The 25,049-nt window shown below is 66.8% G+C and carries 30 protein-coding genes; 6 read left to right on the forward strand and 24 right to left on the reverse strand.

Annotation, left to right across the window (positions count from 1 at the left end; genetic code table 11):
• Nucleotides 1-2 precede the first annotated feature (2 nt).
• Both IFR23_RS14000 and IFR23_RS14005 read left to right on the forward strand, forming a co-directional pair.
• On the forward strand, nt 3-197 hold the full coding sequence (locus IFR23_RS14000; RefSeq protein ID WP_192976446.1) for a hypothetical protein: 195 nt from the start codon (nt 3-5) through the stop codon (nt 195-197).
• Nucleotides 198-591: 394 nt separating this feature from the next.
• Nucleotides 592-1,254 (forward strand): hypothetical protein, encoded by a 663-nt coding sequence (locus IFR23_RS14005; RefSeq protein ID WP_192976447.1) that lies wholly within the window; start codon nt 592-594, stop codon nt 1,252-1,254.
• Between the two features lie 337 nt (nt 1,255-1,591).
• Here IFR23_RS14005 and IFR23_RS14010 read toward each other — a convergent pair whose 3' ends face one another.
• From IFR23_RS14010 to ubiA, 3 genes are read right to left on the reverse strand one after another with little or no spacing between them, the layout of a single operon-like run.
• Nucleotides 1,592-2,356 (reverse strand): 3'(2'),5'-bisphosphate nucleotidase CysQ, encoded by a 765-nt coding sequence (locus tag IFR23_RS14010; protein ID WP_192976448.1) that lies wholly within the window; start codon nt 2,354-2,356, stop codon nt 1,592-1,594.
• A 55-nt stretch (nt 2,357-2,411) separates the two neighbouring features.
• Entirely contained in the window at nt 2,412-3,758 is a 1,347-nt protein-coding gene (locus IFR23_RS14015; protein WP_192976449.1) for a TldD/PmbA family protein, read from the reverse strand.
• A 9-nt stretch (nt 3,759-3,767) separates the two neighbouring features.
• Entirely contained in the window at nt 3,768-4,709 is a 942-nt protein-coding gene (gene ubiA, locus IFR23_RS14020) for a 4-hydroxybenzoate octaprenyltransferase (protein ID WP_192976450.1), read from the reverse strand.
• An 83-nt stretch (nt 4,710-4,792) separates the two neighbouring features.
• On the opposite strand from ubiA, the gene IFR23_RS14025 reads away from it, so the two are divergent.
• Nucleotides 4,793-4,948, forward strand: coding sequence for a hypothetical protein (locus IFR23_RS14025; RefSeq protein ID WP_192976451.1), 156 nt, complete (start codon nt 4,793-4,795; stop codon nt 4,946-4,948).
• Between the two features lie 250 nt (nt 4,949-5,198).
• On the opposite strand, the gene IFR23_RS14030 is transcribed toward IFR23_RS14025, so the two are convergent.
• The 20 genes from IFR23_RS14030 to IFR23_RS14125 form a co-directional block, all read right to left on the reverse strand.
• Nucleotides 5,199-6,320 carry an OmpA family protein gene (locus tag IFR23_RS14030; RefSeq protein WP_192976452.1) on the reverse strand — a complete coding sequence of 374 codons (1,122 nt, stop codon included), beginning with the start codon at nt 6,318-6,320 and terminating at the stop codon, nt 5,199-5,201.
• Between the two features lie 118 nt (nt 6,321-6,438).
• Complete coding sequence (locus IFR23_RS14035; protein ID WP_192976453.1) at nt 6,439-6,942, reverse strand: DUF2793 domain-containing protein; 504 nt, start codon at nt 6,940-6,942, stop codon at nt 6,439-6,441.
• Between the two features lie 22 nt (nt 6,943-6,964).
• On the reverse strand, nt 6,965-9,109 hold the full coding sequence (locus tag IFR23_RS14040) for a phage tail protein (protein WP_192976454.1): 2,145 nt from the start codon (nt 9,107-9,109) through the stop codon (nt 6,965-6,967).
• A gap of 1 nt (nt 9,110) precedes the next feature.
• On the reverse strand, nt 9,111-9,482 hold the full coding sequence (locus IFR23_RS14045) for a peptidoglycan endopeptidase (RefSeq protein ID WP_192976455.1): 372 nt from the start codon (nt 9,480-9,482) through the stop codon (nt 9,111-9,113).
• On the reverse strand, nt 9,479-10,279 hold the full coding sequence (locus IFR23_RS14050; RefSeq protein ID WP_244655692.1) for a DUF2163 domain-containing protein: 801 nt from the start codon (nt 10,277-10,279) through the stop codon (nt 9,479-9,481). Before IFR23_RS14050 ends, IFR23_RS14045 begins: the two co-directional genes overlap by 4 nt.
• Nucleotides 10,280-10,448: 169 nt before the next feature.
• Entirely contained in the window at nt 10,449-12,725 is a 2,277-nt protein-coding gene (locus tag IFR23_RS14055) for a DUF2460 domain-containing protein (RefSeq protein ID WP_192976457.1), read from the reverse strand.
• 163 nt (nt 12,726-12,888) lie between these two features.
• Nucleotides 12,889-13,440, reverse strand: a complete 552-nt coding sequence (locus tag IFR23_RS14060) for a tail tape measure protein (protein ID WP_192976458.1) — start codon at nt 13,438-13,440, stop codon at nt 12,889-12,891.
• Entirely contained in the window at nt 13,433-13,624 is a 192-nt protein-coding gene (locus IFR23_RS14065; protein ID WP_192976459.1) for a phage tail assembly chaperone, read from the reverse strand. The genes IFR23_RS14060 and IFR23_RS14065 overlap by 8 nt, the downstream gene beginning before the upstream one ends.
• The gene (locus tag IFR23_RS14070) at nt 13,621-13,935 is read right to left on the reverse strand and encodes a gene transfer agent family protein (protein WP_192976460.1); all 315 of its coding nucleotides are present in this window, start codon (nt 13,933-13,935) and stop codon (nt 13,621-13,623) included. Before IFR23_RS14070 ends, IFR23_RS14065 begins: the two co-directional genes overlap by 4 nt.
• A gap of 171 nt (nt 13,936-14,106) precedes the next feature.
• Nucleotides 14,107-14,514 (reverse strand): phage tail tube protein, encoded by a 408-nt coding sequence (locus IFR23_RS14075; RefSeq protein WP_056060976.1) that lies wholly within the window; start codon nt 14,512-14,514, stop codon nt 14,107-14,109.
• Between the two features lie 11 nt (nt 14,515-14,525).
• Entirely contained in the window at nt 14,526-14,696 is a 171-nt protein-coding gene (locus tag IFR23_RS14080) for a hypothetical protein (protein ID WP_192976461.1), read from the reverse strand.
• A gap of 208 nt (nt 14,697-14,904) precedes the next feature.
• A complete protein-coding gene (locus IFR23_RS14085; RefSeq protein WP_192976462.1) occupies nt 14,905-15,453 on the reverse strand; it encodes a head-tail connector protein in 549 nt (182 codons plus the stop codon).
• A 170-nt stretch (nt 15,454-15,623) separates the two neighbouring features.
• Nucleotides 15,624-16,625 carry a phage major capsid protein gene (locus IFR23_RS14090; RefSeq protein ID WP_192976463.1) on the reverse strand — a complete coding sequence of 334 codons (1,002 nt, stop codon included), beginning with the start codon at nt 16,623-16,625 and terminating at the stop codon, nt 15,624-15,626.
• A 235-nt stretch (nt 16,626-16,860) separates the two neighbouring features.
• Nucleotides 16,861-17,331, reverse strand: coding sequence for an HK97 family phage prohead protease (locus IFR23_RS14095; RefSeq protein WP_342344963.1), 471 nt, complete (start codon nt 17,329-17,331; stop codon nt 16,861-16,863).
• Entirely contained in the window at nt 17,235-17,540 is a 306-nt protein-coding gene (locus IFR23_RS14100; RefSeq protein WP_183129183.1) for a DUF6127 family protein, read from the reverse strand. Before IFR23_RS14100 ends, IFR23_RS14095 begins: the two co-directional genes overlap by 97 nt.
• Nucleotides 17,540-18,661, reverse strand: coding sequence for a phage portal protein (locus tag IFR23_RS14105; protein ID WP_192976465.1), 1,122 nt, complete (start codon nt 18,659-18,661; stop codon nt 17,540-17,542). Before IFR23_RS14105 ends, IFR23_RS14100 begins: the two co-directional genes overlap by 1 nt.
• Nucleotides 18,662-18,824: 163 nt before the next feature.
• Nucleotides 18,825-20,183, reverse strand: coding sequence for a DNA-packaging protein (locus tag IFR23_RS14110; RefSeq protein WP_244655693.1), 1,359 nt, complete (start codon nt 20,181-20,183; stop codon nt 18,825-18,827).
• Nucleotides 20,180-21,010 carry a hypothetical protein gene (locus tag IFR23_RS14115; RefSeq protein WP_192976466.1) on the reverse strand — a complete coding sequence of 277 codons (831 nt, stop codon included), beginning with the start codon at nt 21,008-21,010 and terminating at the stop codon, nt 20,180-20,182. The genes IFR23_RS14110 and IFR23_RS14115 overlap by 4 nt, the downstream gene beginning before the upstream one ends.
• Before the next feature lie 378 nt (nt 21,011-21,388).
• A complete protein-coding gene (locus tag IFR23_RS20645) occupies nt 21,389-21,616 on the reverse strand; it encodes a type II toxin-antitoxin system RelE/ParE family toxin (protein ID WP_446740910.1) in 228 nt (75 codons plus the stop codon).
• Between the two features lie 56 nt (nt 21,617-21,672).
• Nucleotides 21,673-21,828 (reverse strand): type II toxin-antitoxin system ParD family antitoxin, encoded by a 156-nt coding sequence (locus tag IFR23_RS14125; protein ID WP_192976467.1) that lies wholly within the window; start codon nt 21,826-21,828, stop codon nt 21,673-21,675.
• Between the two features lie 218 nt (nt 21,829-22,046).
• On the opposite strand from IFR23_RS14125, the gene IFR23_RS14130 reads away from it, so the two are divergent.
• Together IFR23_RS14130 and IFR23_RS14135 are read left to right on the forward strand one after the other, a co-directional pair.
• A complete protein-coding gene (locus tag IFR23_RS14130; RefSeq protein WP_197978455.1) occupies nt 22,047-22,232 on the forward strand; it encodes a type II toxin-antitoxin system HicA family toxin in 186 nt (61 codons plus the stop codon).
• A gap of 67 nt (nt 22,233-22,299) precedes the next feature.
• Nucleotides 22,300-22,707, forward strand: coding sequence for a type II toxin-antitoxin system HicB family antitoxin (locus IFR23_RS14135; RefSeq protein ID WP_192976468.1), 408 nt, complete (start codon nt 22,300-22,302; stop codon nt 22,705-22,707).
• Between the two features lie 226 nt (nt 22,708-22,933).
• Here the strand turns inward: IFR23_RS14135 and IFR23_RS14140 are convergent, their stop codons facing one another.
• Nucleotides 22,934-23,803, reverse strand: a complete 870-nt coding sequence (locus IFR23_RS14140) for a 3-hydroxybutyryl-CoA dehydrogenase (RefSeq protein WP_192976469.1) — start codon at nt 23,801-23,803, stop codon at nt 22,934-22,936.
• Nucleotides 23,804-23,874: 71 nt separating this feature from the next.
• Between IFR23_RS14140 and IFR23_RS14145 the strand changes: the two genes are divergently transcribed.
• Nucleotides 23,875-24,990 carry a DUF1176 domain-containing protein gene (locus IFR23_RS14145; protein ID WP_192976470.1) on the forward strand — a complete coding sequence of 372 codons (1,116 nt, stop codon included), beginning with the start codon at nt 23,875-23,877 and terminating at the stop codon, nt 24,988-24,990.
• The last annotated feature ends 59 nt before the right edge of the window (nt 24,991-25,049 follow it).

Below are 25,049 nucleotides of genomic sequence, written 5' to 3' on the forward strand. Positions count from 1 at the left end.
CGGTGAAGCGCACCCGACTCAGCGTCTGCCGCCGCAAAGCGCGCTTCGTCTCCGAAGCCGACGCGCTCGTCGTGGCGCAGACCGGACGCGTACCGCTGGGGGCCTATCGCTGCGATCGATGCCTGCACTTCCACCTGACCAGCAGAACGAAGGGCAAACTCGTCCACCGCGCTGGGGTCGTTGACCGGACAGGGTGAGGTGAGCCCTGTAATTCCGCTACACACGAACGGTTTCCAAAGATCAAAGTATTGAGGAAACGAGGCGCTGAAGCTCGGATATCGGCCGGTCGCGTACGAGACGCCGCGCGTTCAAGTTACCGGCGACATGGCGACGCGGATCGCCGCGCGCGATCAGGCGCAGTCGGGCAGCTATACCGTTCGAACCAGTAGGACATGTTTCCCCGCGGAGGCGGGGGTCCAGACTGGGCTTCCACCTTCGCGGGAGAACAGGAAGGAACGTGATGCGTCGGTTTATGGCCCGCCCTTGTCGAACGGGATAAGTACCTCCGATTGCTAAGCCCGTTATTTCGATTGTTTATCGGATCGCGGTTCTGCATCCTTTCGGTGTGGCAACGACGGAAGGGACGCTGGCATGATGAATGTTGCTTTGACGATATTGAATTCGGCGGCGATGCTTTCCGGTGCGCAACTGTTCGGCCTTCTCAAGAAGCCGCCACCCGTGATTGCCTCGCCCACGGCGATAGCGCGCGTGGCGGCGACCGCGGAGATGACCGCCGCGCACTGCGAGCTGAACGAAACGCAGATCAGGAACCGCGCGAAGTACGACGCGATGCCCGTCGACAAGCGTGTCAAGATCAAGCGTGAGAAGAACAAGGAAATCCCGGGCGCGCGCGATATCACCGTCAGGTCGGATTCGAGTTACTATACAAACGTGTTCTATGAAGGACTGGCACCGGCGGGCAAACCGCCGGTCATCAATCTGGTCATGGAGCGCGCCGGCCTGCCGATCTCGGAAAATTACATCCTGATCGGCAACGACACCTACAAACTGCCCTCGACATGGCAGGTCGTCCAGACCGCCTGCAATGTGCCGAAGGGAGTTATCATGATGACCTGCACCAACCCCAGCTTCGTCAGGGTGGCGATCAACCGCGAAATCCTGGACAAGATGGCGACTTCCGGTTCGCCGCGGATCCGCTGGATTACTCGTGGTGGCAATCCCTCACAATATGCGTGCAATTACCTAGCGGCGGATGAAGCGAAGGCGGTTCTGCAAGGGCTTCCGACGTCCTGATCGTTCGTTTGCATTCTTTTCCGGAGTCGGTGGCGCGGAGGACGCAGAATGGGCGCGACCGCTTGCCACCCCTCCGCCAAGCTGCGCCTGCCACCTCCCCCTTGGCAGGTGAGGATCGGTTGGTTTTCGCGCGAAGCCGGATCGGACATTCAGCTTCCTGGCGCGTATTGGGGTCTCGACAGCCCGACAATCGCCCCGTCACCCCAGGCCCTTCGACTTCGCTCGGAAGAGCCCCTCTCCGGGGGCCACGGTTCCGCGAACCAACATAGCTCGATTGTGCGGCACCGTGGATGCCGGAACGAGCCCGGCGTGACGGGGGGGCGCTCGGCGCTAGGCGCTAGGCGTTCATTGCCCTTGCCCGATCCGCGAGGCGAGTAACGGCGGCTGTGTGGATACCGGGGACGCTGGTTACAACACCGAACGCCTGCGGACGCGGCTTGTTGAAGACCAGCGGCGCGCCGAGCGCGTCGCTCACTGTCGCACCCGCTTCGCTTGCGACGAGGATAGCGGCGGCGATGTCCCATTCGTTGCCCCAACGGAGCGTGGCGACGAGGTCGGCTTCGTCGGCAGCTACCATTGCTATGCGGAGCGCGATCGAGTTGGGTTTGTGGACCATGACGAGGTCGCGGTCGGCCTTGGGGAGGGCGTCGACGGGGGTGCGGCTGCCGAGGAAATCGGTGCGGTTGCCGGCCTTTAGCAGCACACCGTTGCGGGTGGCGCCTTGTCCTGCGACTGCATGCCAGCGTTCGTCGCGGGAGGGGGCTTCGAGGATGCCGATCACCGGCTTGCCACGGTCGACCAGCGCGACCGAGACGCACCAGCCGGGTCTGGCGCGGATATAGTCTCGCGTTCCGTCGATCGGATCGACCACCCAGAGCAGGTCGTGGGCCAGGCGGTCGGCGTTGTCGGCGGTTTCTTCGGACAGCCAGCCGGCCTCGGGGAGCAGCGTCGACAATCGCGCCTTGAGCATACGGTCGATCGCGATATCGAGTTCGCAGACCGGGCTGCCGGGGGTTTTTTCCCAGCGTTGGAAATCGGTGTCGAAGCGGTCGAGCGCCATCGCGCCCGCCTCCGCCGCGATCTTGGCTACCGCATCCGCCATCGCGCGCAGCCATGCCGGCGACCGCTCCGGGGATCGCCCAGAACTGGGCCGCCGCTCAGCCACTCGCCACCGTCATGCCCTCCACGCGCAGCGTCGGCACGTTGACGCCGTAGCGGAATTCGAGGTCGTTGGCGGGGGTAATCGCGAGGAACATATCCTTGACGTTGCCCGCGATCGTGAACTCCGCGACCGGCGTGGTGATCTGGCCGTTCTCGATCCGGAAGCCCGCCGCGCCACGGCTGTAATCGCCGGTCACGCCGTTCGCCCCGCCGCCCATCAGTTCGGTGACGTAGACGCCCGACTCGATGTCGGCGATCAGCGTTTCAAGGGGTACGTGGCCCGGCTCCATGAACACGTTGCTGGTGGAAACGCCGGGCCCGCCGCCGACACCGCGCGCAGCATGGCCGGTCGGTTCGAGGCCGAGTTGCCGCGCCGAGGCGGAGTCGAGCAGCCAGCGTTCGAGCATGCCGTCCTCGATGATGTCGCTCGGCGAGACGGGCAAGCCTTCGCCATCGAACGGGCGCGAGCGCAGGCCGTGCGGGCGGTGCGGATCGTCGCGGATGGTGATGCCGTGCGCGAAAACCTGGCTGCCGAGCGAGTCGAGCAGGAAGCTGGTTTTCCGCGTGATCGCCTGGCCGGAGATCGCGCCGAGCATGTGACCGACCAGCGATCCGCCGACGCGGCGGTCGTAAACGATCGTGGTGGGCCCGCTGACGAGGCGGCCCGGATTGAGCCGCGCGACGGCTTGTTCGCCAGCGCGGCGGCCGATCGCTTCTGGCGCTTCGAGATGTGCGCGGAGGCGGGCGCTGCTGTGCGCGTAGTCGCGCTGCATGCCGCCGCCTTCACCGGCCAGCACGCTGGCCGACACGCCGTAGCCGGTCGCGGCATAGGCGCCCGCGAAACCGTGGCTGGTCGCCAAAGCCCAGACGCTGCGCGAGGCGCTGGCGCCGCCGCCTTCGCTGTTCGAGACGCCGGGGACTGCGCGGGCGGCGTCTTCGGCTTCTAGCGCGGCGTCGCGGAGTTGCTCGGGGCTGACCTCGCCGCCGTCGTCGAGGCCGAGCATCGGGGTGATGCCGTGGAGCAGGCGTTCGGCGGGGGCCAGACCTGCCCAGGGGTCTTCAGGGGCCTCGCGCGCCATCGCGACCGCGCGTTCGACCAGCGCGTCCATCGCGGCGGTCGACAGGTCGGAGGTGGAGACGCTGGCGGAACGCTGGCCGACGAACACGCGCAGGCCGAGGTCCTCGCTTTCGGAGCGGCCGATATCCTCGAGCTTGCCGAGGCGGATCGACACGTCGAGCGCGGCGTCGGCGGCAAAGACCGCGTCGGCGGCGTCGGCGCCCGCCGCCCTCGCGCGCTGGACGATGTCGTGGGCGCGGTCGCGGGCTTGGTCTGGGGTCAGCATATCAGCGACTTAAGGATGCAGGCTCGTGCCGACAACCACGCAGGCGAGGAACATGAGCAAGCCGGCAAAACGGTTCGCGCGAAAGCGGGCCAGTGCTGCGGTGCCGACGCCTTCGTGCGTGTCGGGTTTGAGCGTGACGACCTGCCATGCGAGGTGGAGCGCAATGGGGATGAGCGCGGCGATCGCGAGCGGATCCGGGCGGACTTGCCAGAAGGCTGCGGCCCATAACGCGACGGCGGCGACGTAGAAGATGCCGACGCCGGCCTTGACGTGGCTGCCCATCCGGAGCGCGGAGGAGCGGATGCCGATCATCGCGTCGTCTTCGCGGTCCTGCAGCGCATAGATCGTGTCGTAGCCGATCACCCAGGCGATCGAGCCGGCGTAGAGCAGCCACATCGGCGTTTCGAGCGCGCCGGCGATGTCGCTCCAGCCGACCAGCAACGCCCAGGAAAAGACGATGCCGAGCCACGCCTGCGGCCACCAGGTGATGCGCTTCATGAACGGATAGGCGGCGACCGGCGCCAGGCTGGCAAGCGCGACGATCGCGGCGAAGAAGGTGAGCTGCAGCAGGACGACGAACCCGATCAGGCACAGCGCGACGAGCCAGACCCAGGCGAGCTTGGTCGAGACGAGGCCGCTCGGAATCGGTCGGGCGCGGGTGCGGGAGACCTGCGCGTCGAGGTCGCGGTCGACGATGTCGTTAAAGACGCACCCGGCGCCGCGCATCGCGATGCTGCCAAGGAGGAGCCAGAGGATCAGGTCCCAGCGCTGCACCGCGCCACCGGCGAGCGCGACGCCCCAGGCGCCGGGCCAGAACAGCAGCCACCAGCCGATCGGCCTGTCGAAACGAGCGAGGAGGGCCAAGCCGCGGAGTGTAGGCGGGAGGCGGCCGACCAACCCTCGGTGTTCGCTGTCTGGGACGATTTCCGCGTGGCTCGGCTTGGTCTGCATGGCGGAGGCGTAGGAAGACGGGGTTTGGCGCGCAAGCCTTCACCGGCTAGGGTCGAGGCAGTGGCGCGTTCGGACCCTCTCGCATGATCGGCCTTTCGGTCGCGGTCGGCCGCTTCGTCGAGGCGTTGTTCTGGGGGATCTTCCGGGTCGCCGGCGCCGTTGCAGGCGCACTGATCCTCGCAGTCGTATTGGCGGTCGTGCTTTGGATCGTCGTGCGAAGGATCTGGGCGCGGCGCTGATCGCGCCCGATCGACTGCATAATCACCCGTCGGCTTGGTAACAGGTGATGGCGTTCGCACAGACGTGTGGGATCCGGAACGTCGCTGCGCCCATGACAGATGCGACCGGCAGCCCAGTCTCCAACCCTCTTCAGCAGACTCACCACCAAGCCACGGTCCGCACGCTCGACAAAAGAAAAGGGAGGCCGGCTTTCGCCGACCTCCCCTATCTTCATTCCGTAACCGACCCGAGAGTCGGTTGGCGAAAGTCTTACTGGCCCGAACCCGGACCGTAGGTGACTTCCACGCGACGGTTCTGCACTTCGCGAACGCCATCGGCGGTCTCGACGCGCGGACGGCTCTCGCCGAATGCTTCCGTCGAGATGACGCTGTCCGGGATGGCATGCGAAGACAGGTATGCCTTCACGCCATCTGCGCGGCGCTGCGACAGACCGACGTTGTACGATGCCGAACCCGACTTATCGGCGTGACCTGCCAGCATGACCTGTGCGTTGCCGCACGACTGGTACTGCGTGACGGCGTTGTCGAGGATCGACGCTGCCTCAGGCGTGATGTCCGACTTGTCCCATTCGAAGAACACGATGAACGGACCAGGCGAGCAGACCACTGCTTCCGGAACGGGTGCCGGCGGGGCCGGAACTGGCTCAGGCGCAGGTGCCGGCGGCGGCGGCGGCGGAGCTGCTGGCTCGCCGAAGTTGTACGTCACACCACCAAGGATGCTGTGCGAACGATAGCGACCGTCGAACACGCGGTTCGAAACGTCGACCAGCTTGACGTTCTCGGCGTTGAAGAAACGATACTTCAGCGTCGCGTCGATGTGGTCGGTCAGCGGTGCACGGATACCGGCAAGACCCTGATACGCGAACACGGTGTCCGAGTCGTTCAGGAAGTCGCCACCGTTGGTGAGTGCATACTGCGCCTTGACGCGAGCAACACCGACACCGCCGCCGACGAAACCCTGGATGCCATCGTCCGGACCGAAGTCCAGAAGGCCGTTCAGCATGAAGCTGAGCGCCGACGACGAACCACCGGCGTAGTCATAGCTGCCAGCGCCGACGTTACGACGGACGCCTGCGGCCGAGAACGCTGGCGTGGTCGTGGTCGACGAATAGCCGTCCACGGTTGCCTTGCGGTAGCCGACTTCGGTTTCGAGGCGGAAACCGCCAAAGTCGTAGCCCATTACGGCGTCGACATCGTACCCATAGTCATGATCGACCGAACCGGCATTGTTCAACGCGCCGATATCATAGTCGATGTCTTCAACGATCATCGCACCGCCTTCGACGCCAACGTACCACGACTTGTCGCGGGCGAGGGCGGGAGTAGCAAGAGCGGTGGAGGCGAGTGCCAGAACGACGGCAAGCTTCCGCATATAAATCCCCTTTCATGAGTGTCACACGGACATCGCAAACTCCCTATCCTCGGCCTTGTTTCCACGCAAGCTAACAAAAGTTGGGGGTGTTGCCGGAACGACACAGTTTTTGGGGGTTTTAGCCAGCAATCAGTCCGTGACCCCGCAAACCACCCAATATCGCCGCGATCGCCGCCCTGGCCTCGATATCGACGATGCTTCCGCCGATCGGTTCCGGAACTGCCGCGCGGCGTGCGCCGACGACGTCGTTGCCACCGATCGCGACGCGGCTCCCGGCGATGACACCCAGCGTCCACACGCCGTCACCGAACCGCGCGACCTGCCCGTCCGCGACGCTCCAGACCGCCATACCCTCGCGTGGCACGAGGAATCGCCAGCCGCCGCTCGTCCACCCCGCGATCGTGCCAGGCTGCCCCAGCCAGCCCCCCGTCGGCGCGGCACCGACGATCCAGGCCTGTCCCGCCGCCGGAGCGGCCGGCGGCACGTTCGTTCCCACGGCCAGCACGCTCGCCTGCACCGTTAGGTCGAGCAGCACGAGCGCCTCGTTGTGAGTCGTTTCCTTCTGCGCCTGTCCCGGCTGCAACAACGGCAATGCCAGTCGCGGTGTGATGTCGTCGCTCATAATTCGTTCCCCCGTTCCGAAATCATGCCGGTACGTTCAATTCCGCCGCCGAAGATTCGCCGAACACCCCGCGTTGCCGCACCACGACGCTGACCGCCCCCGTGCGCTCGGCCGCGGCGATCGAAACCGACGGCAGCACAACATCGACGTCACGCACGCCCAGAGCAGTTGCGATGGTCACGCGGTACGCCTCGCGCTCCTCGGCAAGCGGTGCATCGACGCCGTCGATCCATCGCCACCCCGCCCTGCTCCGCCGCGTCCAGCGCACCGTCGCACTTCCATCAGCCTCATCGCGATAGCCAAGATGCACCGGCGACGGCGGAACGACGGACGCTCCGCGCATCACGCACCGCGTCTCGACCGGCGTCTCGTCGCCGACACCCGACGCCATCACGCGCACCTCGCGTCCCAGCACGGAGAGTGGCAAGTCGAACGCCCGCGCGGCCTCCGCCGCCAACAGCACGAACCGATCTCCGACGGCTTGCAGGCCGGCCGCCTCGGTGCCCCGCCGCCCGCGCAGCAATCCACTCAACCGCCAGCGCGCGCCGCCCAGCGGTTCCGCGCGCCCGAACTGCACCAGCTCGTCGCCCAGCAAAGCCAGATTGCCACCCCGGTCGAGCCCCGCCGCATCCGCATCGCCCAGTTCCATGTCCGAATGGGCGAGGACCACCTCGAACGTCCCGCGCAGATCGACCAACGTCGCCGGAGCGCCCGGTGCCACCACTGCGATCGTTCCAAGCACCGCAGGGGCAGCCGTCGCCCCGGCCGCCACCCAACTCACCCCGTCATCCACACTGTAGAGCAGAGCCGCCTGCCGCCACGCCGCGCCCATGCCGCTCGCAACCACCGTCATTCGCGGCGCACTCAACGGAGCATCCTCCAACCCGGGAACCTCGAACGCGCGCACGATCGTCGCCCCGACGATCGCATCCACCGCCCCCGAGACCCGCCCGCTCGTCGCAGTCGCCGGGAGCGAAGCCGCCACCAGCGGCACCAGCCCGAGCGTCGTCACCATGCCCTCGATACTGACGTCGGCCACTCGCCAGACGCCGCCCTCCCCCGGGATCGTCACGCAAGCCCCCGGCGCAATCGCCATCGCCCCGAACCCGGCCGCGATCGTCCGCCGCACTCGCCCAGCCTCGGCCCGAGCGAGCATCGCCTCCGCCACCGTCTTCGCCGCGCCCGCCTCCAACACCGCCGGCACCTCGACGCGGTCGTCACGCACCCCAGCCCCCGGCCGCCGCGCCCGCTGCACACCCGCCTGATAATCCCGCGCCGCGTCATAATACCCAACGGTCACGGTCCGCGGCACGGTCTCGATCGCCGCCACCGCCCGAGCCCGCCGCGCACCCTTCCCCTCAACCGCAAACCCCTCGTCCGCCACGACGACGATCGCTCCCGGGACATCGCGCATCACCAACCCGGCTCCGGAAGGCGCAAACCAGGCCCCACCAGCCTGCCCCAACATCTCCAGCACCGCGCGAACGCTCCCGCCCGACGCCGCAAACCCGCCGACCGCAAGCGCCGCCGTCCCCGAAACCTCCCCCGCCAGCACCTTCGCGATCGTCGACACCAGCACCGGACCCTCGTCCGCAATCACCTCGAACGTCAGCGAAGGGATCCGATTTCCAAAATCCGCCAGCTGCAACATCTCGAACACGGCATATGCGCACCCGCGATGCGCCGGCGTCGCCAGCCCTTCCGCAGATGCGATCAAAGGATCCACCGCCTGGTCCTCACCCCCAAGATGCAACCGAAATCCGGTCGCCGTCTTGAGGTCCCCAGCAGCCCCCCGCAGCAGCTTCCCCTCGGCCCATATCCGCCCAACGCCCAGAATAGCCCGAGCCGATAGCAGCACCGCAAACGACGCCGCATAGGAATAGGTCGAGACGCTAGGCTGCCCCTTGCCGCTCCTGGACGAAGCACGGGTCTCGATCAGGTCGGTCGCCCAGATCACCGTCCCCGCCACCCGCATCGTCCCGAACAGCTTCGGGATCTGCGCCCCGTAAGACGACGTCTGCACCGCCAGCTCGACCAGCCGCGGCCCCTCCCGCCGCTTCGGCCCGAACAGCGCATGATCCACCGACTGCCCGATCAGCGCGCCGATCGCGCCCCCGATCGGCCCGCCCACCGCGCTCCCCACGGCCGTCAATACCAAGGTCGCCATGTCACACCCCCATCCGCCACACACCGAGCACCGGCCAAGGCGGCATCCCCGGCCGCTCCACCACGCGCCGCAACCCCGCGTCCGCATGCACGAACCCACCCGCGGTCCTGATCCCCAGATGAACCTGCCCCGGCCCCGCCGCCATCAACAGCACGTCGCCCGGCGCCGGCTCGACAACCCGCACCAGAACCCGATCGAGCAAACCCCAGTCGCCACCCCGCAGCGCATACCCACTCGGAACTTCGCCGAGATAACCGCCAGCCCGAAGCGCCAACGCGACCAGCCCGACACAATCGAGCCCATCCGCCCCCCGCCCATGCAACCGAAACCGCGTCCCCACCGCCGCAACGGCAGCCTCCGCGATCCGGCTCAAGCCCCAGGATACCGGGTGAGCAGGTCGATCCCCGGCAAAAACGGCTCCCCCCGAAAGTTCACCGCATTCCCGAACCGCCCCGCACAGGTGGCCAGACTCTTGTCACAGCCCTCGACGACCTCGACCAACACCCCCGCCTCCACGACGAACGAAGGCACCGCGCGCAACGTAACCGCGGCCCCAACACCCAGCGCGACAGCGCTCTCCAACCCACAATTCGCTCCCCCGAACCAGCGCAACAGCCCACCCCCAAGCCCCTCCGCACTGGAGTCCAGCGTCACCACCGCCCCCTCGCAGCCGACGACCCGAGCAAACCGCCGCCGCCCCGCCATCGCCACCCGACACCGCCGATCGCCCAGCTCCGCGCGACATTCCGGCGAAGTCTCCTCCACCACCGCCCGATCCAGCGCAGCACTCGCCCCACGCAGTTCAGCCGTGAACCCAGCATCCCCCAGCTCCACCGCCCCGATGATCCCTTCCCCCAACTCCACCCGAGAAGTCGGATCGGTCCAGTCCACCGCAAACAGCACCACCCGAGCCCCATCCCAGCGCCCGCTCAACAAATCCCGCTCGCCGATCGCAGCGCTCGTCAAAGCCCCCGCGACATCCATCGTATCCGCCTCCAGCCCATCCGCCCGCTGGATCGCCGAAGGCGTCATCCCCGGCGCAGCCCGGTGCACCAGCCCATCCACCACCAGGTCCCGGTCATGCGCGGTCAAGCCGACCGCCACCCCATCCCGCCGCTCGATCCGCCAGCACACCGCGATCGTCGCCAGCTCCGCATCCAGAAACATCAATGCCTCCTTCCAAAGAGAACCCTCGCCCCTCCGGGGAGAGGGAGGGGCCCGCATGCTCTTGCATGTGGGAGGGTGAGGGGAGTGAGGCTCGAGACATCCGCCCCAACTCCCCTCACCCTCCCGTCGCAAGCGCTCCTCCCTCCCTCTCCCCACGGGGGAGAGGGACAAATCACCCCTCGCGCACCTCGACCAACGGCACGCTTGCCGCGACTCCCGCCAGGAAAGTCGCCCGCGCCACGCTCAACCGATCCTCGGCAAACCGCACCGGCACATCGAACGCGAACCCGGCGGTCACCGCCGCACAAGGCGCAGGCGCCACATCCAGCACCACCCACCCGCCAGCCTCTACCGCGAACGCGTTCGTGCCGACCCCGTCGACACTCACCGAAACACTGCCAAGCACCGGCCGAGTGATCCGCCGCGCCGCGCGCTCATACCATTTCACCAGCGCGAACCGCCGCGCGACACCGTCCCCGGTCCCGATCGCCTGGCCGCCCGCCGCGAAGTCGAACGGATCGCGCAACCGGAACGCGCGCGCCGCCCCCATCCGCGCGCGAAAGAACGCGAGCAGCACACCGATATCCGCCTCGCTCCGCAATCCCGGCCCGACATCGTACGCGGTCCGCGCCTCCGCCCAGCCGGCATTGCGCGCCTCCCGCCCGCCCGCACTGGTCAGGATCGCGGTCGAGAATCCCGGCGCGACCTCCGCCTCGCGTCCCAGCTCCAGCGGGAACAGCACGTCATCGAACGCATCCACAGGCTCGTCCTCCCCAGCAGTATCGAAATGCACGAACCCATCCCGCATTACCTGCGGCAGCGCCCACAGGAACGTCTCCGCCACGCCCCGCGCCCGCGCCACCTCGGCAGCGGCTTCGATCAGCCCCCACTGCACGGCCTGATCAGGCCGCAACACGAACCCCGAAAGATAATGCTGCCTGTCGACCGGATACCCCAGCCGCGCGAACGCCACCGCGACGCCCTCCGCAGACGACGCGCTGTCCCCCGCCGTCACCCAGTCGTAATCCTCGAGCTGCAACACATCGAACGCCGGGCTCGCCCACCCCACCGGCATGTTCGCGCGCTTCGCCTCGGGCGCCGCCGCATCCAGCACGGTCGGCAGATACGTCAGCAGATGCGTCACGCACCCCGGCGCCTCCGCCCGCACCGCCGCGACAAGCGCAGCGGTAGACGCCGCCAGACACACCCCGGCCGCATCCAGCGTCGCGATCCGCGCCGGCGTCTTGGGCCCGAGGATGCTCCCCATCGCGACGGGCGCAAACGCCGCCACCGCGCTCGCGTCGTACAGGCAAGGCCGCCCATCCGGCATCACCCACCACCACGGCTCGCCAACCTGGAACTTCGGCGCCAACCCCGCCGCAACCGCGATACCCAGAAAAGCCCGCGCGACCGCCTGGAGATACCCCATCGCCCCGCCATGCGCCGGCGACAGCAGCGTCGAAGGCGGCTCCCACCCGGTCAGCGCCGGCGACCCATCCGCCGCCCGCTGCTTCCAATCGTTCCAGCAATGCGCATCGAACAGCTCGTAGCTAAGCGACCAGATGACATCGAACCCGAGCGCCCCCGCGCGCGCCGCAAAATCCCGATGCCACGCTGCACAAGGCGCGTTCAAAACGCCCCCCGCCGCCGAAACGTAGAACCCGCCACCAAGCGCCTCGAGCCGGAAATAATGGCTCATCCCGACGTAATGCGTGATGCTCCCCCGATACCCGAGATGCAGCGCATTCCGCAGCAACCGCGCCGGCGTCAGGTTATAACTGTCGTCATATCCGCCCGCGATCCGAACCCCGTGCTCCGGCACCACCGCATCGCCGATCGCCAGCACCGACCCCGCCCCCTCGCAGACCATATCGGTCCACTCGACCCACCCCTCGCGCGGCACGGCCAGCGGCACATCGACCTTCGTATAGTCCGGCGGCACCAGCGACACGAACATCCGATCGATATCCCCCGCCCACACCGGATCGCTATCCTCGGGCAGCGCATACCCGCCCACCATCGCCCCGAAATCGAGCGAAACGACCGCATCCTCCGGCGCCCCCACCGCATAATTCCACAGTCGCACATACCAGGACCGAGCGACCCCGACCGCATCCCGCCCCTCGATCGTGAGAGTGGGGCCATTAATGGCATCCAACGCCATCACCCCCGAAGACCGCCACCGAAACCGCAGCCGACAGTCCCGAAAATCCCGCGAAGTCTCATACTTCAGCAAAGGATGATCGAAGCGGTCCACCGCCTCCCAGATCAATCCCGCGAGATCGTCCGCCTTATAGAACACCGCATCCACTCGCAGGGACGCGGGGCCGGTAGTCACAACCGAAGCCATCATCGGCCGCGGAAAATCCACCGTCCAGAACCGAGGATCGAACCGAGACACAAGCCCCTCGACCTGCACAGTCCGCCCCGAGCAAAGCCAATGCGCCATAAGATCCTCCAACTTTCCCTCGCCCCTACGGGGAGAGGGAGGGGCCCGCGCGCCCTTGCGCGTGGGAGGGAGAGGGGAGTGAGGCACGGAACCCCCGCCCCAAAACCCCTCACCCTCCCGTCGCCTACGGCTCCTCCCTCCCTCTCCCCGAAAGGGAGAGGGATTATTCGCTAGCCAAAGCCGCCTTCACCGCTCTCGCCACCTGCCGGCTCGACTGAGCCAACACCCCAGGCGCGCTCCCACCAGCCGCATTGACGGTAATCGCCACCCTCACCTCCCGAACCCCGCCCCCCGGCACGCCAGCCTCGACCCGCCCGCTGGAAGTAGGCACGAAAACCTCCGCCCCCCGCTCCCCCACGACATAAGCCCGCCCCGGAGACACCGGCCCGCCAGTCGCCCGCCCCGGCAACCCACCAACCAGCCCCGCCAGCGCCCCGCTCAAACCCCCACCACTCAACACAGACTGCACCCCAGCCTTCAAAGCCGCCGAAGCAATCGCATCCAGCGCCGACAGAGCGACCCCCTTCAGCTCCTCGAACCCCAATTTCCCCGACCGCACCGCGCGCAAAAGCCCAGCCTCGACCCGCAGCGAAGCCCGCTCGGCCCCGCTCCCCAGCACGCTTTCCAGCTCGTCCCGCATCGCCGCGACATCGCGCGCAAACCCGGTCGTCCCCACCCGCACGCTCAGCAGCGCCGGCTCCAGATCGTCATCCATCAGGAAAAGCCCCCCTCAACCGCGCGATCGTCGAAGCATCGGGCGGCGTTTGCACGTCCCCCACCAAAGCCCCGACAACCCCCGCCAATTCCGCCGGCGTAGCCCGCCAGAACACGTCCGGCGCCCACCCCAGCACCGCGCCAGCAAAGCCAGCCAGCCGCGCCGCATTCTCGGAGAACGTCACTTCCCCGCCAGGATCTGCCGCAACAGCCCCCGCAACACCGGCGTCACCGCGGCAAGCCCAGCCTCGACGACAGCCTCCCCCAACCGCTCCCGCGTAACCCCCTCGGGACACTCGCGCAGGCAATGCCAGAACAGCCCCACCATCTCCCCGATCCCATGCTTCCCCTCCGCCGCGCGCTCGACGAGCGCAAACAAAGGCCCCAACTCGCTCTCAGCGGCCACCAAAGCCGCAAAGCTAGGCCGAAGCACAAGCATCTCCCCCCCGACCCGAAGAGCACCCTCCCCCCGAACCGAATTCGCCAAATCACCCATGAGAATTCTCCAAATTTCCCTCGCCCCTCCGGGGAGAGGGAGGGGCCCGCGCGCCCTCGCGCGTGGGAGGGAGAGGGGAGTGAGGCACGGAACCCCCACCCCAAAACCCCTCACCCTCCCGTCGCCAAGCGGCTCCTCCTTCCCTCTCCCCGTCGGGGAGAGGGAAAGCCGCTAACCCACAACAACAGCCCCGGAACTCTCCAGGCTCAGCGTATAAGACCGCTCCCCATTGAAATCCCCGGCATAGTCCAGCCGAGACACCAGGAACTTCCCCGTCATCGTATCGCCCCCCTCGAACGCCAGCCGATAATCATCGAGCACGCCGGTGAGCGCGCTAGCCTTCACCCGCAACTCCGCCACCGACCCGGTAAAAACCCCAGCTCCCGAGACAGAAACACTCCGAACCCCAGCCCCCGACAGCAACTGCCGCCACCCCCCGGAGTCCTTCGTCGTGACGACGATAGCCTCCCCATTCACCGACATCTGCGTCGTCCGCAGCCCCGCCACGGTCGCATAAACCACCGGCACCGCCCCGTTCCCCACCTTCAGCAGGAACGCACTCCCCTTCTCCACCGCCATGTCGATCTCCCTCAGCTCTCGCGGTACATCCGCACCAGAAACTCCGACGTCCCCCGCCACCGATCCCCGACCCGCAGCACCCGAGACCGCACCAGCGCCACCCTCACCACCCGCCACCCCTCACCAAGATCGGGCGGCAGCGCCTCCAGCCCCTCCTCCGCCGTCGCCAGCAAAGCGCGCACCCGAACCGGCCGCTCCCCCCATCGAACAGTGTCAGCAGAATGCGCCCCTCACGCCCGACCCAGGTCTTCGTGCTCCAGTCCGACAACACCGGCTCGTCGACCACCGCATACGGCAGCCCCCCACGAACCGGCGGCGCATCGAACACGCTCACGTCCAGCACCGCATTCAGCCGAGCCACGATCGCCGCCTGCAAGACCACCCGCCCACTCACGAATGCACCCCAGCGGACAGCCGCATCCGCCGATAAGGCCGCCACAAAGCCGCCACCGCCGCCGGCGGCGCCACATCGCTCTCCCGGTGATCGAACAGATGCGCGACCAGCATCGCCACCCCCTGCGCGATCGGCGCCGGCACCGCCTCGAAGCTCAAGGCCAGCCCGGCGGAATACGCGACAGCCACCCGCCCGGCCGATCCCGCGGCAAGAACCCGAACCCAGCCAACGCCATCCGCATCGATATCGACCGCATACGCCCCGACCGCCAACACGAACGGCGCCCCCTCGCCAGGCAACCCGGTCAACCCGGAAATCACGGTAACCGGCGCGACCAGCAACCGCCGCCACCCCGCCGCACTGGTCACCACATCCTCGAACGGCCGCACGATCACCGCCGCCCCCAGGAAAGCCTCCCCCAGCAGCAAAGCCGTCGACGCCAACCGCGCCAGCACCACATCCTCCCCGCTCTCCACCCGCAACAAAGCCCTCGCCGCGACGACCACCTCAGCGATCACCCCGGCAGAAATCGCCGACCCCGTCATAACGATGTCTCCAAAACTTCCCTCGCCCCTCCGGGGAGAGGGAGGGGCCCGCGCGCCCTTGCGCGTGGGAGGGAGAGGGGAGTGAGGCTCGGGACGTGAATCCCAACCACCCCTCACCCTCCCGTCGCAAGTGCTCCTCCTTCCCTCTCCCCGACGGGGAGAGGGACAGCTCAAGCCACCGAGAACTTCATCAGCTTGATAGCCTCGGAGTTCGTGACACACCCACCGACCCGCTTGGTCGCGTAGAAGTTCACGAAAGGCTTGTTCGAATACGGATCACGCAGGATCCCCGTCTCGGTCCGCTCGGCGATAATATACCCCGCCCGGAAATTCCCGAACGCGATCGCCAGCGCATTCGCCGCGATATCCGGCATGTCCTCGGCCTCCACCACCGGATACCCCAGCAGCGTAGCCGGCACCCCAGCCGCCAGACTCGGTGCCCAAACGAAGGCCCCATCGGTAGTCTTGAACTTCCGTATCCGCGCCAACGTAGCCGCATTCATGACAAAGCTAGCGCCCTGCCGATAAGGCCCGCGCAAAGACTGAACCAGATCGATCAACCGCTCCTGCGGATTCGCCGAAAAGTCCCCAGCCGTCCCGCTAGCCAGATACTGCAAAGTCCCGAAAGCCCGCACGCCATCAGCGGTCGCCGCAGTAGCCGACGTCAGAAACCCCTTCGGCCGCGACACACCGGAACCCGACACGAAAGCCGCCCCCTCGGCCTTCGCAAACTCCATCGCGATCTCGCCCGCCAGCCACTCCTCGACATCGAAAGCGGCGTCATCGAGCATAGCCTGGCTCGCCGAAGGGTTCGCATACAGCTCCCCCGTAGGCGGCGCGATCTCCACGAAAACCGGCGAAGCCGTCTCCGGCCGAGCCGCATTCTCCGCCGCCCACCCCGAAGGCGTACCCCCGGTCGTAACGAGTTTGCGGTACCCAGCCGACCCCACCTTCACGACATTGGCGATCGCCCGGATCGGCGAGATCCCCTTCAACAGCGTATCGATCTGAGCATCGATCTCCCGCGGCACCGCAAACCCGCCGGCATCCCCCGTAACCCCGGTAAATGCCTTCATCTCCAGCGTAGCACCAGTCCGAACGAACCCCGCAAACGCCGCATTCTGCGCCAAGGGGGAAGCCCCCTCCAAAACCGGCCGGTCAACAACACTCATGTCCATCTCCTCGCATGAAACGAAAAAAGGCGCCCCGCAGGACGCCTCACGAAACTCAAAATTCCCTCGCCCCTCCGGGGAGAGGGAGGGGCCCGCGCGCCCTTGCGCGTGGGAGGGAGAGGGGCGTGAGGCTAGGAACGCCCGCGCCAATCACCGTTCTCCTGCGGACGCAGGAGCCCAGGGTCACACGCGTCTCACCCCTCGACCCTGGATTCCTGCGTCCGCAGGAAAACGATCACGGCACGACGTTCACCACCTCAACCCGAGCCAAAACCTGCATAGGCACCGCCACCAGACTAACCTCCACCAGCTCAACCGACAGCAACTCCCGCCGCCCCCCCTGCCGCACGGACGTCGCCCGATACCCAACAGACAACCCAGCCACCGCACCAGCCCGCACCAGCCGAGCCAGCGCCAGATCCGCAACCACCCCCTCGACCCGCAACCCCCGCGCATCCTCCGCAACGACGGACAAAGACCCAACCGCCACACCCCGATGCTGCCACAACAAAGGCACCACCCCAGTCCCAGCAAAAGCCCCCCGCCGCATCACATCCCCAGCCCGATCCACAACATCGAACACCGCCGCATACCCTGCGAAAGCCACACTCACTTCAACCACGCGGCAAACCCCAGTTTCACCGCCAGCCCCGCCAACATCAGCGCCATCGCCAACCGAGCGATCCACCCCACCACCGCCTTCCACACCGACCGCTTCGCATCACGCCACGCCGCCAACAGCTCGCGCAACTCCGCCACATCCTCCCGAGCCCGCTCATCACTCAACGCCACCCGCGCCAAGGCCCGAGCCGCCCCCAACTCCCCCGCCTCCTCCACGATCGCCCGCAACGTCACCAGGTCCACGCCCCGCTCCGCCCCCTGCCGCATCAACTGCGCCAAAACCGCCCCATCCATCAGACCACCTCCTGAATCTCGAGCAACGCCCGCTTCTCCACATCACTGAGAAACGAAGCCGCAGAAACCATCCCCCAAAGCCGCTCGCGATCCTCCGCCAGCGCCGGCACCCGGTCGAGATCGACCGAAATCGCCGCCCCCTCGAACCACCCGGCCAGCCCCTGCGCGATCCCGCCCAGCACCGCGGTCGCCAGCGGCAAAATCGCCAGCCGCCAAAGCGCCCGGTTCGCCTCACGGTAATTCGCATAGGAATTGTCCCCCGGCAGCCCGAGCAGCATCGGCGGCACCCCGAACGCCAGCGCGATCTCCCGCGCCGCCGCCGCCTTCGTCCCCACGAAATCCATATCCGCCGGCGACAAGCTCAACGCCTGCCACCTGAGGCCCCCCTCCAGCAGCATCGGCCGCCCCGCATTGCCCGCCCCCGAGAACGACGCCTCCAGCTCACCCCGCAACCGGTCGAACTGCTCGGTCGACAGCGTCGCGCCGTCCTTCGGATCGTACATCAGCGCCCCCGAAGGCCGCGCCGCGTTATCCAGCAAAGCCTTGTTCCACCGCGCCGCCGCATTGTGGATCGCCACCGCCCCCGACGCCGCCCCCAGGCACCCCAGCCCATAATGATCATCCACCGGATTGAAGCTCTTCAGGTGAATAACCTCCGGCCGAACCGGATCCGCATGCAACCGCGAAACCCGCTCCCCGACCCGATACCGATAAGCCGCCGGCCACCCGCTAGCATCCGGCTCGACCGTCACCCGCTCGGGCCGCAACGCATAAAGCTCGGCCGCCACGCCCTCGACGTCGCGCAGCACCTGCACATACGCATTGCCGTGCAGCATCAGATGCGCCGCCACCGTCTCGATCAGCGTCTGCCCACCCGACCGCACCGTCGCCAGCGCCAGCAACGCCGGATCCGACGCGACGATCGGCGCGCTCCCCAGCCCCTCGACGACCAGCTTCATCGCCCGCTGCGCTATCGGATTATCCAGATACGCCTCGCGCACCTGCGCCTCGTAACTCCGCGGCCACTCGCCAAACGCCGCCCCCCCGATCGCCCCCGCCGAAGACCGAGACAACACCGGCCGCGACTCATCGCGCCCGGATTTCCACCCGAACAATTTCATGCCGATCTCCTGAAATTCCCTCGCCCCCACGGGGAGAGGGAGGGGCCCGCGCGCCCTTGCGCGTGGGAGGGAGAGGGGAGTGAGGCTAGGAACACCCGCCCCAAAGCCCCTCACCCTCCCGTCGCAAGAACTCCTCCTTCCCTCTCCCCGCAGGGGAGTGGGACTAAAGCACCCGCACAGAAACCCGCGCCCGAGGCCCCAGCATCACCTCGGTCATCGCCCAAACCAGAGCATCAGCCCGATCCGGCGACCGCCCCGGCCCCTCATACCCCCCGCCGGCGATCAGCCCGCAAAGCTCATCCTCCAGGTCCGGAAACGCCCCCACATGCCAGGCTCGCCCGCACTCATACAAAGCCGCCACTGGCTCAGCCCGCGCCACTTTCCCAAGCGACGCATGCACCAGCTTCACCGGCATCGCCCGATCAGCGCCAGAGAGAACGCTCCCCACCATAGTCCCCCCCTGATTGGCCTCCGCGATCACCCGATCCGCGCCATGCCGCGCCGCGCACTCCGCCACCGCCCGAGCCCACCCCTCAGGACTGGCCCCGGAAACGCTGGCGTCCTCCAGCACATACGCAAACCCGTTATCCCCCAACGCCACCACCACAATCCCGCAAGCATCCCCAGGCCCCCCGGACACACTTCCGGCCGGCGGATCCACTCCAACGACAACCCGCACGACGGCAGGCGCAAAAGCCACCCGCCGAGACTCTACCAGCTCCCGCGTCCACAAGGCGCCGACAACATCCTCGATCAGCTCGCCGTCCAGCTCCTGCCGCCCCAACCGAGTCCCCGCATAGGACGCGGTCATTGACTCCACGAAGCTCACCGGCAGATGCACATTATCCCGCGTCCGCCCCTGAGACCGCACCACTCCCGGCAGCGCCAATATCCGCCGCAACAACGCCACCGGCTTAGGCGTCGTCGTCACCACGATCCGCGGCAGCGTCCCCAGCCTCAGCCCCATCATCAGATTGTCCCACGTCGCATTCCCGTTGCGCCACTTGGCGACCTCATCGCACCACGCCACATGATGCTCCGGCCCGCGCAACCCCTCCGGCGCCTCAGCAGAATACGCCGAAGCCAAAGCCCCGTTCGCAAACCGCAGCTCCCCCAAGCCAGCCCGCCACACCGGATCCTCGTCATCGCGCGCCACCGCAAGCAACCCGCTCTCCCCCTCGATCATCACCCGCCGAACATCGTCGACGGTCGCCCCGACCAGCGCGATCCGCGCCCCCGGATTGTCCCGCGCTACCTGACTGACCCACTCGGCCCCGGCGCGCGTCTTCCCAAACCCGCGCCCCGCCAAAATCACCCAGATCCGCCAGTCGTCCGCCGCCGTACCAGCCCGCGTGCGCGCGCCGAGATGCTGCCCCGGATGCGCCCACACCTCCCACCGATCATGCAGCTCCCGCCGCTGCGCCGTGGTCAGCGCACCCAGCACCCAATCCGCCCGCGTCCGCGGCAACATCGCCAGCTCCGCCACCGGATCGCGCACCGGAGCCCCCTGGTCCGCACTCATTCCGAAGCAGTTCCGGGCACGCCGGCCAGCTCAGCGCCCTCATGTCCGATGGCGCCATGCTCGACCATCCTGCCTTCGACCATCCTGCCTTCGACCATCCTGCCTTCGACCATCCTGCCTTCGACCATCCTGCCTTCGACCACCCTGCCTTCGACCCGCTTGACCTCCTTCGCCGCGATCCGCCGCGCCAGCGCATCGAGCTGCTTGATCAACGCCGCATCGGTCTCCTCCGCCGAAGCCCGCGCCTTGCGCCCGCGACCCCCTGCCGTACCCGCAACCCGGTCCGTATTCCGCGCCAGCAACCGCAGCGCCAGGTCGACACTCGTTATGGTCGGCGCAACACCCGGCGACCCCACGATCACGCCATTGCCACCTCCCGCACCAGCCCCAGCCTCGCGCCCGACCCCCGGAACCACCGCATCCCCGCCACCGTCCGCCGCCCGAGCCGCCGCGTCCGCGCGCCGCCGCTCGGCCCCGAAGCCCTCGGTCTTCGCCTCGCCGCACGTCGCCGCCCGCGCCTGCTCGATCCCTGCCTCGATCGCCGGCGCCGGCTCGATCCCCTCCAGCGCCAGCGCCATCAACGCCTGTTCGAGCCGACCATAGCCCTCCGCCAGCGCCTCCCGCCACTGGCCTGCAAACACCGGATCACGCCGCCGCACATGATAAGCGCCGCAATCGGTCATCCCCATCGCCGCCGCCGAAGCCCGCACGTTGCATGTCGCGCTCAGCATCGCGAAAAACCCCTCGCGCCGCGCCTTGGTCCACCCATCCTTGCGCACCGCGGCGCACTGCACGATCCGATTATCCGCCGCCACCAACCGCACCATCCCCGCTCTCCCGACAACAAGGTCCGCCAGAACGCGAAGAGGCCGGCGACACCCGAGGCTCCCACCCCGACCGTCCCGGCCGTCCCGGCCTCTCTCCGCCCGAGCCACCAGCCCGACCCGCAATTCTTCAGCGTTCCCGTTATGTACCAAAAGAGCGTGACGATGTCAAGCACTTTAACCAATCTGGTTCGCTATGGCGCGGCCTACTCCAAGCAGCGAGCATGTTTCCCCGCGAAGGCGGGGACCCAGTCTGGGCTCCCGCCTTCGCGGGAGAACAAGGAGGTGAAGCCCAACGCTTGTTTTAATGACCCCATGCTCCCCATCGAGCAGATACCAAGGACGCCAGCATATCGCGCAGCTCCTAAACCGCAGCCGCAATCAGATAAGAAGCCCCGCCTCCATCCGCCGATGCAGGATCCGAACGACGGCAGTGCCATACCCCGTAGGCCGAAAGTAGAGCACGTGCTCCCCAACACCCCGCCGCCGATACCCCGCCCGGATAGGCGCGCAGTCCTGCCCGCGTAGAGGCGCATCCGCCATCGCATCACATGCCGCCTCGATCAGATCGACATACCGCAACGCCTGCGCCAAGCCCCATTGCGTCACACTATACTCGAACGCCCTATCGAGATCGCACTGCGCCTTCTGGCGTCAGCCGATACTCACCCACGCTCCGCCGCTTTACGCTGCTTGAAGGCGGCAAAGTCGAACGCCTCCGCTGCACCGCTGTCCTCACCCTCGCTCAGCGCCTCGCGAACCGCCGCGATCCACGCATCCTGCTGCTCGGTAAGCGTAATGGTCTTGCGAACGGTCGCCATGTCCTGCCTTTTCGATTTGCGATGCGGTCAAGCTATTACATCATGCAAATTTGGATCTTAGCCAGGCTAAGTACACTCGTCGCAACTCACCTGCATGAACGATATCCCGAACACCAAATTTTTAGCACAGAACTCAGCTAAGCGCACATTATAATGCGCACGAATTGACATCCTGATTTATCATGCGCATTTATATGCGCACAGAAAGGAGTTGGCTGATGGGTGACAGCGACGAGATCATCCGCCGATTGCAAAAAGAAGGTTGGGTTGAGGTTTCTCAGACAGGAAGCCATCGGACCTTCAAGCATTCGGATATGATCAAGCTGATCACCGTTCCACATCCACGCAAAGAAATTGGCAAGGGTCTGAAGCGGGCGATCCAAAGGGAGGCGGGGTGGCGCTAAAGCGCTACCCCCCACCCGGGTGCCCGATAGACCGTAATTCAGAAACGGAGCACATGAGGAGATTGAGATGTATTATCTCAGCATTGTAACAAAGGAGATAGATGGCTTCGGATTTATTATTCCCGATGTTAACGGTTTTACCGCTTACGCTGAAACCGATAATTTCGAGGCGGCAGTAGCAATAGCTCGTCGCGTATTGGCAGGACATCTTGCCGCTTTGATAGACGCTGGGGGTAGCCTCCCCAAATCAAGAAGCCTCGTAGATATTAAAAGCGATGAAAAATTTACCGAGGATTTCAATGAAGCGTTGATCACCGTGATGATTCCAGCAATTTTACCTGCTGGAAGAACAAAGCGGGTAAATCTCACATTTGATGAGAACACGCTTAGCATTATCGATAGCGCGGCTGCCGATAGGCGGCTGACTCGATCTGCGTTTTTAGCAGAGGCAGCGCGTCAGTTCGTTACTGCGTAATGTATCTGGAGACGACGGTCCAAACGTCGTCTCCAGAGCATCCGGAAGCGCTGAGCGAAAGTAGCTTTACATCCGCGTGCGCCCAGAGGGCGAACGTCTGCTTACCAGCCTAGGACGAGCGAAAATCGATTGCGCCGTACAGAAGCAAAGCCTGTCGTATACGGAAGGCAGACGAGCTGTGTCGCTTAGACATTCGACAAGCTTGCTTGGAGAAGTAAGCCCCCCCTCACCGAGTAGGCACAGGCTCCGCGCCGGAATAATCGTAAAACCCGCGGCCAGTCTTCCGCCCGAACCACCCAGCCTCGACATACTTCACCAGCACCGGCGCCGGCCGGAACTTCGGATCGCCCGTCCCCTCGAACAGCACGCGCGTGATTTCCAGGCACGTATCCAGCCCGATGAAGTCCGCCAGCGTCAGCGGCCCCATCGGATGGTTCAGCCCCAACTGGCACGCCAGGTCGATATCGCGCACGCTCGCCACGCCTTCACCCAGCGCGAAGCACGCCTCGTTGATCATCGGCATCAGCACGCGGTTGACGATGAAGCCCGGCGCGTCGTTCGCATGCACCACCTGCTTGCCGAGCTTTTCCGCAAACGCCTCGACCGCCGCCACCGTCGCGTCCGACGTCGCGAGGCCCCGGATCAGTTCGATCGGCCGCATCACCGGCACCGGGTTGAAGAAATGCACCCCCATGAACCGCGCCGCATCGGGCGCCGCCTGTGCGAGCCGCGTGATCGGGATCGACGACGTATTCGATGCCAGGATCGCATCCGGCCCCAGCACCTTGCCGACCTCGGCGAAGATCGCGCGCTTCACGGCCTCACGCTCGGTCGCCGCCTCGACGACGAGTCCACAATCGCCCATGTCCGCCACGCTCGCGACCGGCTCGATCAGCGCGAGCGCCGCATCACGCGCCTCGCCCGCGATCTTTTCCTTCTCGACCAGCCGGCCAAGCGCCTTGGCGATCCCCGCCTTGCCCTTGGTCGCAGCCTCAAGCGACACGTCCGCCAGCAGCACGCGGTACCCCGCCTGCGCCGAAACCTGCGCGATCCCCGCGCCCATCTGCCCTGCACCAATCACGCCGATCGTCTGCACATCACTCTCCTGATTTGTTGCCCCCTCCCTAGCCGCTTTTCCCCGCGCAGCCAGAGCGCTAGACTGCAACAATGCTGTGCAAACCGATCTTTTCCGCCCTCGGCCCCCTCGTCGCGCTGCCGCTCGCAGCCTGTTCGCCGAGCCAGCCCGCGCCCCAGCCCAAAGCAGAGACGACGCCAACAACCGAGCCAGCCCCCGCCGCGCCGACGCCCCCCCAGCCAACCCCCGCCACCGACTCGCACACGCTACCGAAACCCGGCGAACTGAAGACCTTCACCGACTGGACCGTCGGCTGCGACAACACGCTCCGCTGCACGCTAGCCTCGCTGCTCCCCGAGACGAGCGGCGGCGACATGATCACGCTCAACCTTACGCGCGAGCCCGGCGCGGCATCGCACGGCGGCGGCAAGATCTCGCTGGCGCTGGAAACCCGCAACGACCAGGCCGCCACCAAGCGCCCGCCCGCCAGCTTCGCGGTCGACGGCAAACCCATAGCCCTGCGCGACGCCACCGCGCTCGCCGCAGCCATCGCCAACGCCCAGTCGCTCAAAATCCTCGACGCAGACGGCGCTACGCTCGCCACGCTCTCGCTGAAAGGCGCCGCCGCCGCGCTCCGCTACATTGACGCGCAACAAGGCCGCGCGGGCAGCACCGACGCGATCGTCGCCAAGGGTCCAGCAGCGTCGACCGCCCCCGCACCACCGCTCCCGGTCATCGCCGCGATCGCGCCATCGGGCACCGCCGCAAAGCTCACCGCCACTCAGGTCGCAGCACTCCGCAAACGCGCCACCTGCGATCTCGAAGGCTTCACCCCCGAAACGCACGCGCTCGGCGGCGGCAAGTCGCTGGTGATCTTCCCCTGCTCGACCGGCGCCTATAATCTGATCAGCGCGCTCTTCATCGTCGACGGCGCCAGCATCACCCCAGCCCAACTCGACGCCCCCGCAGGCTTCGAAGCAACCGGCGCGGACACCGGCACCCCCGTAAAGAGCATCATCAACGGCGACTTCAAGAACGGCGTCCTGACCAGCTACGCCAAGGGCCGAGGTCTCGGCGACTGCGGCTCGCACCAGAGCTTCGTCTGGGACGCCACCCGCTTCCGCCTCTCCGAACAAGCCGACATGAGCGAATGCCGCGGCAACATCGACTACATCACGACGTGGCGCGCGAAGGTCGTGCACCCCTGATGTGCCCCCTCCCCTCAGGGGAGGGTCGGGGTGGGGCACATCCAACAGTAGCTAGATAG

The organism is Sphingomonas sp. CFBP 13603 (assembly GCF_014892665.1).
GTDB lineage: Bacteria > Pseudomonadota > Alphaproteobacteria > Sphingomonadales > Sphingomonadaceae > Sphingomonas.

Excerpts from the sequence above, each read along its gene's own strand:
- IFR23_RS14015 (WP_192976449.1), bottom strand. The coding sequence starts at position 3,758 with ATGCTGACCCCAGACCAAGCCCGCGACCGCGCCCACGACATCGTCCAG.
- IFR23_RS14070 (WP_192976460.1), bottom strand. The coding sequence starts at position 13,935 with ATGGGTGATTTGGCGAATTCGGTTCGGGGGGAGGGTGCTCTTCGGGTC.
- IFR23_RS14035 (WP_192976453.1), bottom strand. The coding sequence starts at position 6,942 with ATGAGCGACGACATCACACCGCGACTGGCATTGCCGTTGTTGCAGCCG.
- IFR23_RS14115 (WP_192976466.1), bottom strand. The coding sequence starts at position 21,010 with ATGGTGCGGTTGGTGGCGGCGGATAATCGGATCGTGCAGTGCGCCGCG.
- IFR23_RS14090 (WP_192976463.1), bottom strand. The coding sequence starts at position 16,625 with ATGAGTGTTGTTGACCGGCCGGTTTTGGAGGGGGCTTCCCCCTTGGCG.
- IFR23_RS14110 (WP_244655693.1), bottom strand. The coding sequence starts at position 20,183 with ATGAGTGCGGACCAGGGGGCTCCGGTGCGCGATCCGGTGGCGGAGCTG.
- IFR23_RS14130 (WP_197978455.1), top strand. The coding sequence starts at position 22,047 with ATGGGTGACAGCGACGAGATCATCCGCCGATTGCAAAAAGAAGGTTGG.
- IFR23_RS14085 (WP_192976462.1), bottom strand. The coding sequence starts at position 15,453 with ATGACGGGGTCGGCGATTTCTGCCGGGGTGATCGCTGAGGTGGTCGTC.
- IFR23_RS14125 (WP_192976467.1), bottom strand. The coding sequence starts at position 21,828 with ATGGCGACCGTTCGCAAGACCATTACGCTTACCGAGCAGCAGGATGCG.
- IFR23_RS14105 (WP_192976465.1), bottom strand. The coding sequence starts at position 18,661 with ATGAAATTGTTCGGGTGGAAATCCGGGCGCGATGAGTCGCGGCCGGTG.
- IFR23_RS14060 (WP_192976458.1), bottom strand. The coding sequence starts at position 13,440 with ATGGATGACGATCTGGAGCCGGCGCTGCTGAGCGTGCGGGTGGGGACG.
- IFR23_RS14100 (WP_183129183.1), bottom strand. The coding sequence starts at position 17,540 with ATGGATGGGGCGGTTTTGGCGCAGTTGATGCGGCAGGGGGCGGAGCGG.
- IFR23_RS14055 (WP_192976457.1), bottom strand. The coding sequence starts at position 12,725 with ATGGCGCATTGGCTTTGCTCGGGGCGGACTGTGCAGGTCGAGGGGCTT.
- IFR23_RS14030 (WP_192976452.1), bottom strand. The coding sequence starts at position 6,320 with ATGCGGAAGCTTGCCGTCGTTCTGGCACTCGCCTCCACCGCTCTTGCT.
- IFR23_RS14145 (WP_192976470.1), top strand. The coding sequence starts at position 23,875 with ATGCTGTGCAAACCGATCTTTTCCGCCCTCGGCCCCCTCGTCGCGCTG.
- IFR23_RS14075 (WP_056060976.1), bottom strand. The coding sequence starts at position 14,514 with ATGGCGGTGGAGAAGGGGAGTGCGTTCCTGCTGAAGGTGGGGAACGGG.
- IFR23_RS14040 (WP_192976454.1), bottom strand. The coding sequence starts at position 9,109 with ATGGCGACCTTGGTATTGACGGCCGTGGGGAGCGCGGTGGGCGGGCCG.
- IFR23_RS14025 (WP_192976451.1), top strand. The coding sequence starts at position 4,793 with ATGATCGGCCTTTCGGTCGCGGTCGGCCGCTTCGTCGAGGCGTTGTTC.
- IFR23_RS14135 (WP_192976468.1), top strand. The coding sequence starts at position 22,300 with ATGTATTATCTCAGCATTGTAACAAAGGAGATAGATGGCTTCGGATTT.
- ubiA (WP_192976450.1), bottom strand. The coding sequence starts at position 4,709 with ATGCAGACCAAGCCGAGCCACGCGGAAATCGTCCCAGACAGCGAACAC.
- IFR23_RS14005 (WP_192976447.1), top strand. The coding sequence starts at position 592 with ATGATGAATGTTGCTTTGACGATATTGAATTCGGCGGCGATGCTTTCC.
- IFR23_RS14010 (WP_192976448.1), bottom strand. The coding sequence starts at position 2,356 with ATGGCGGATGCGGTAGCCAAGATCGCGGCGGAGGCGGGCGCGATGGCG.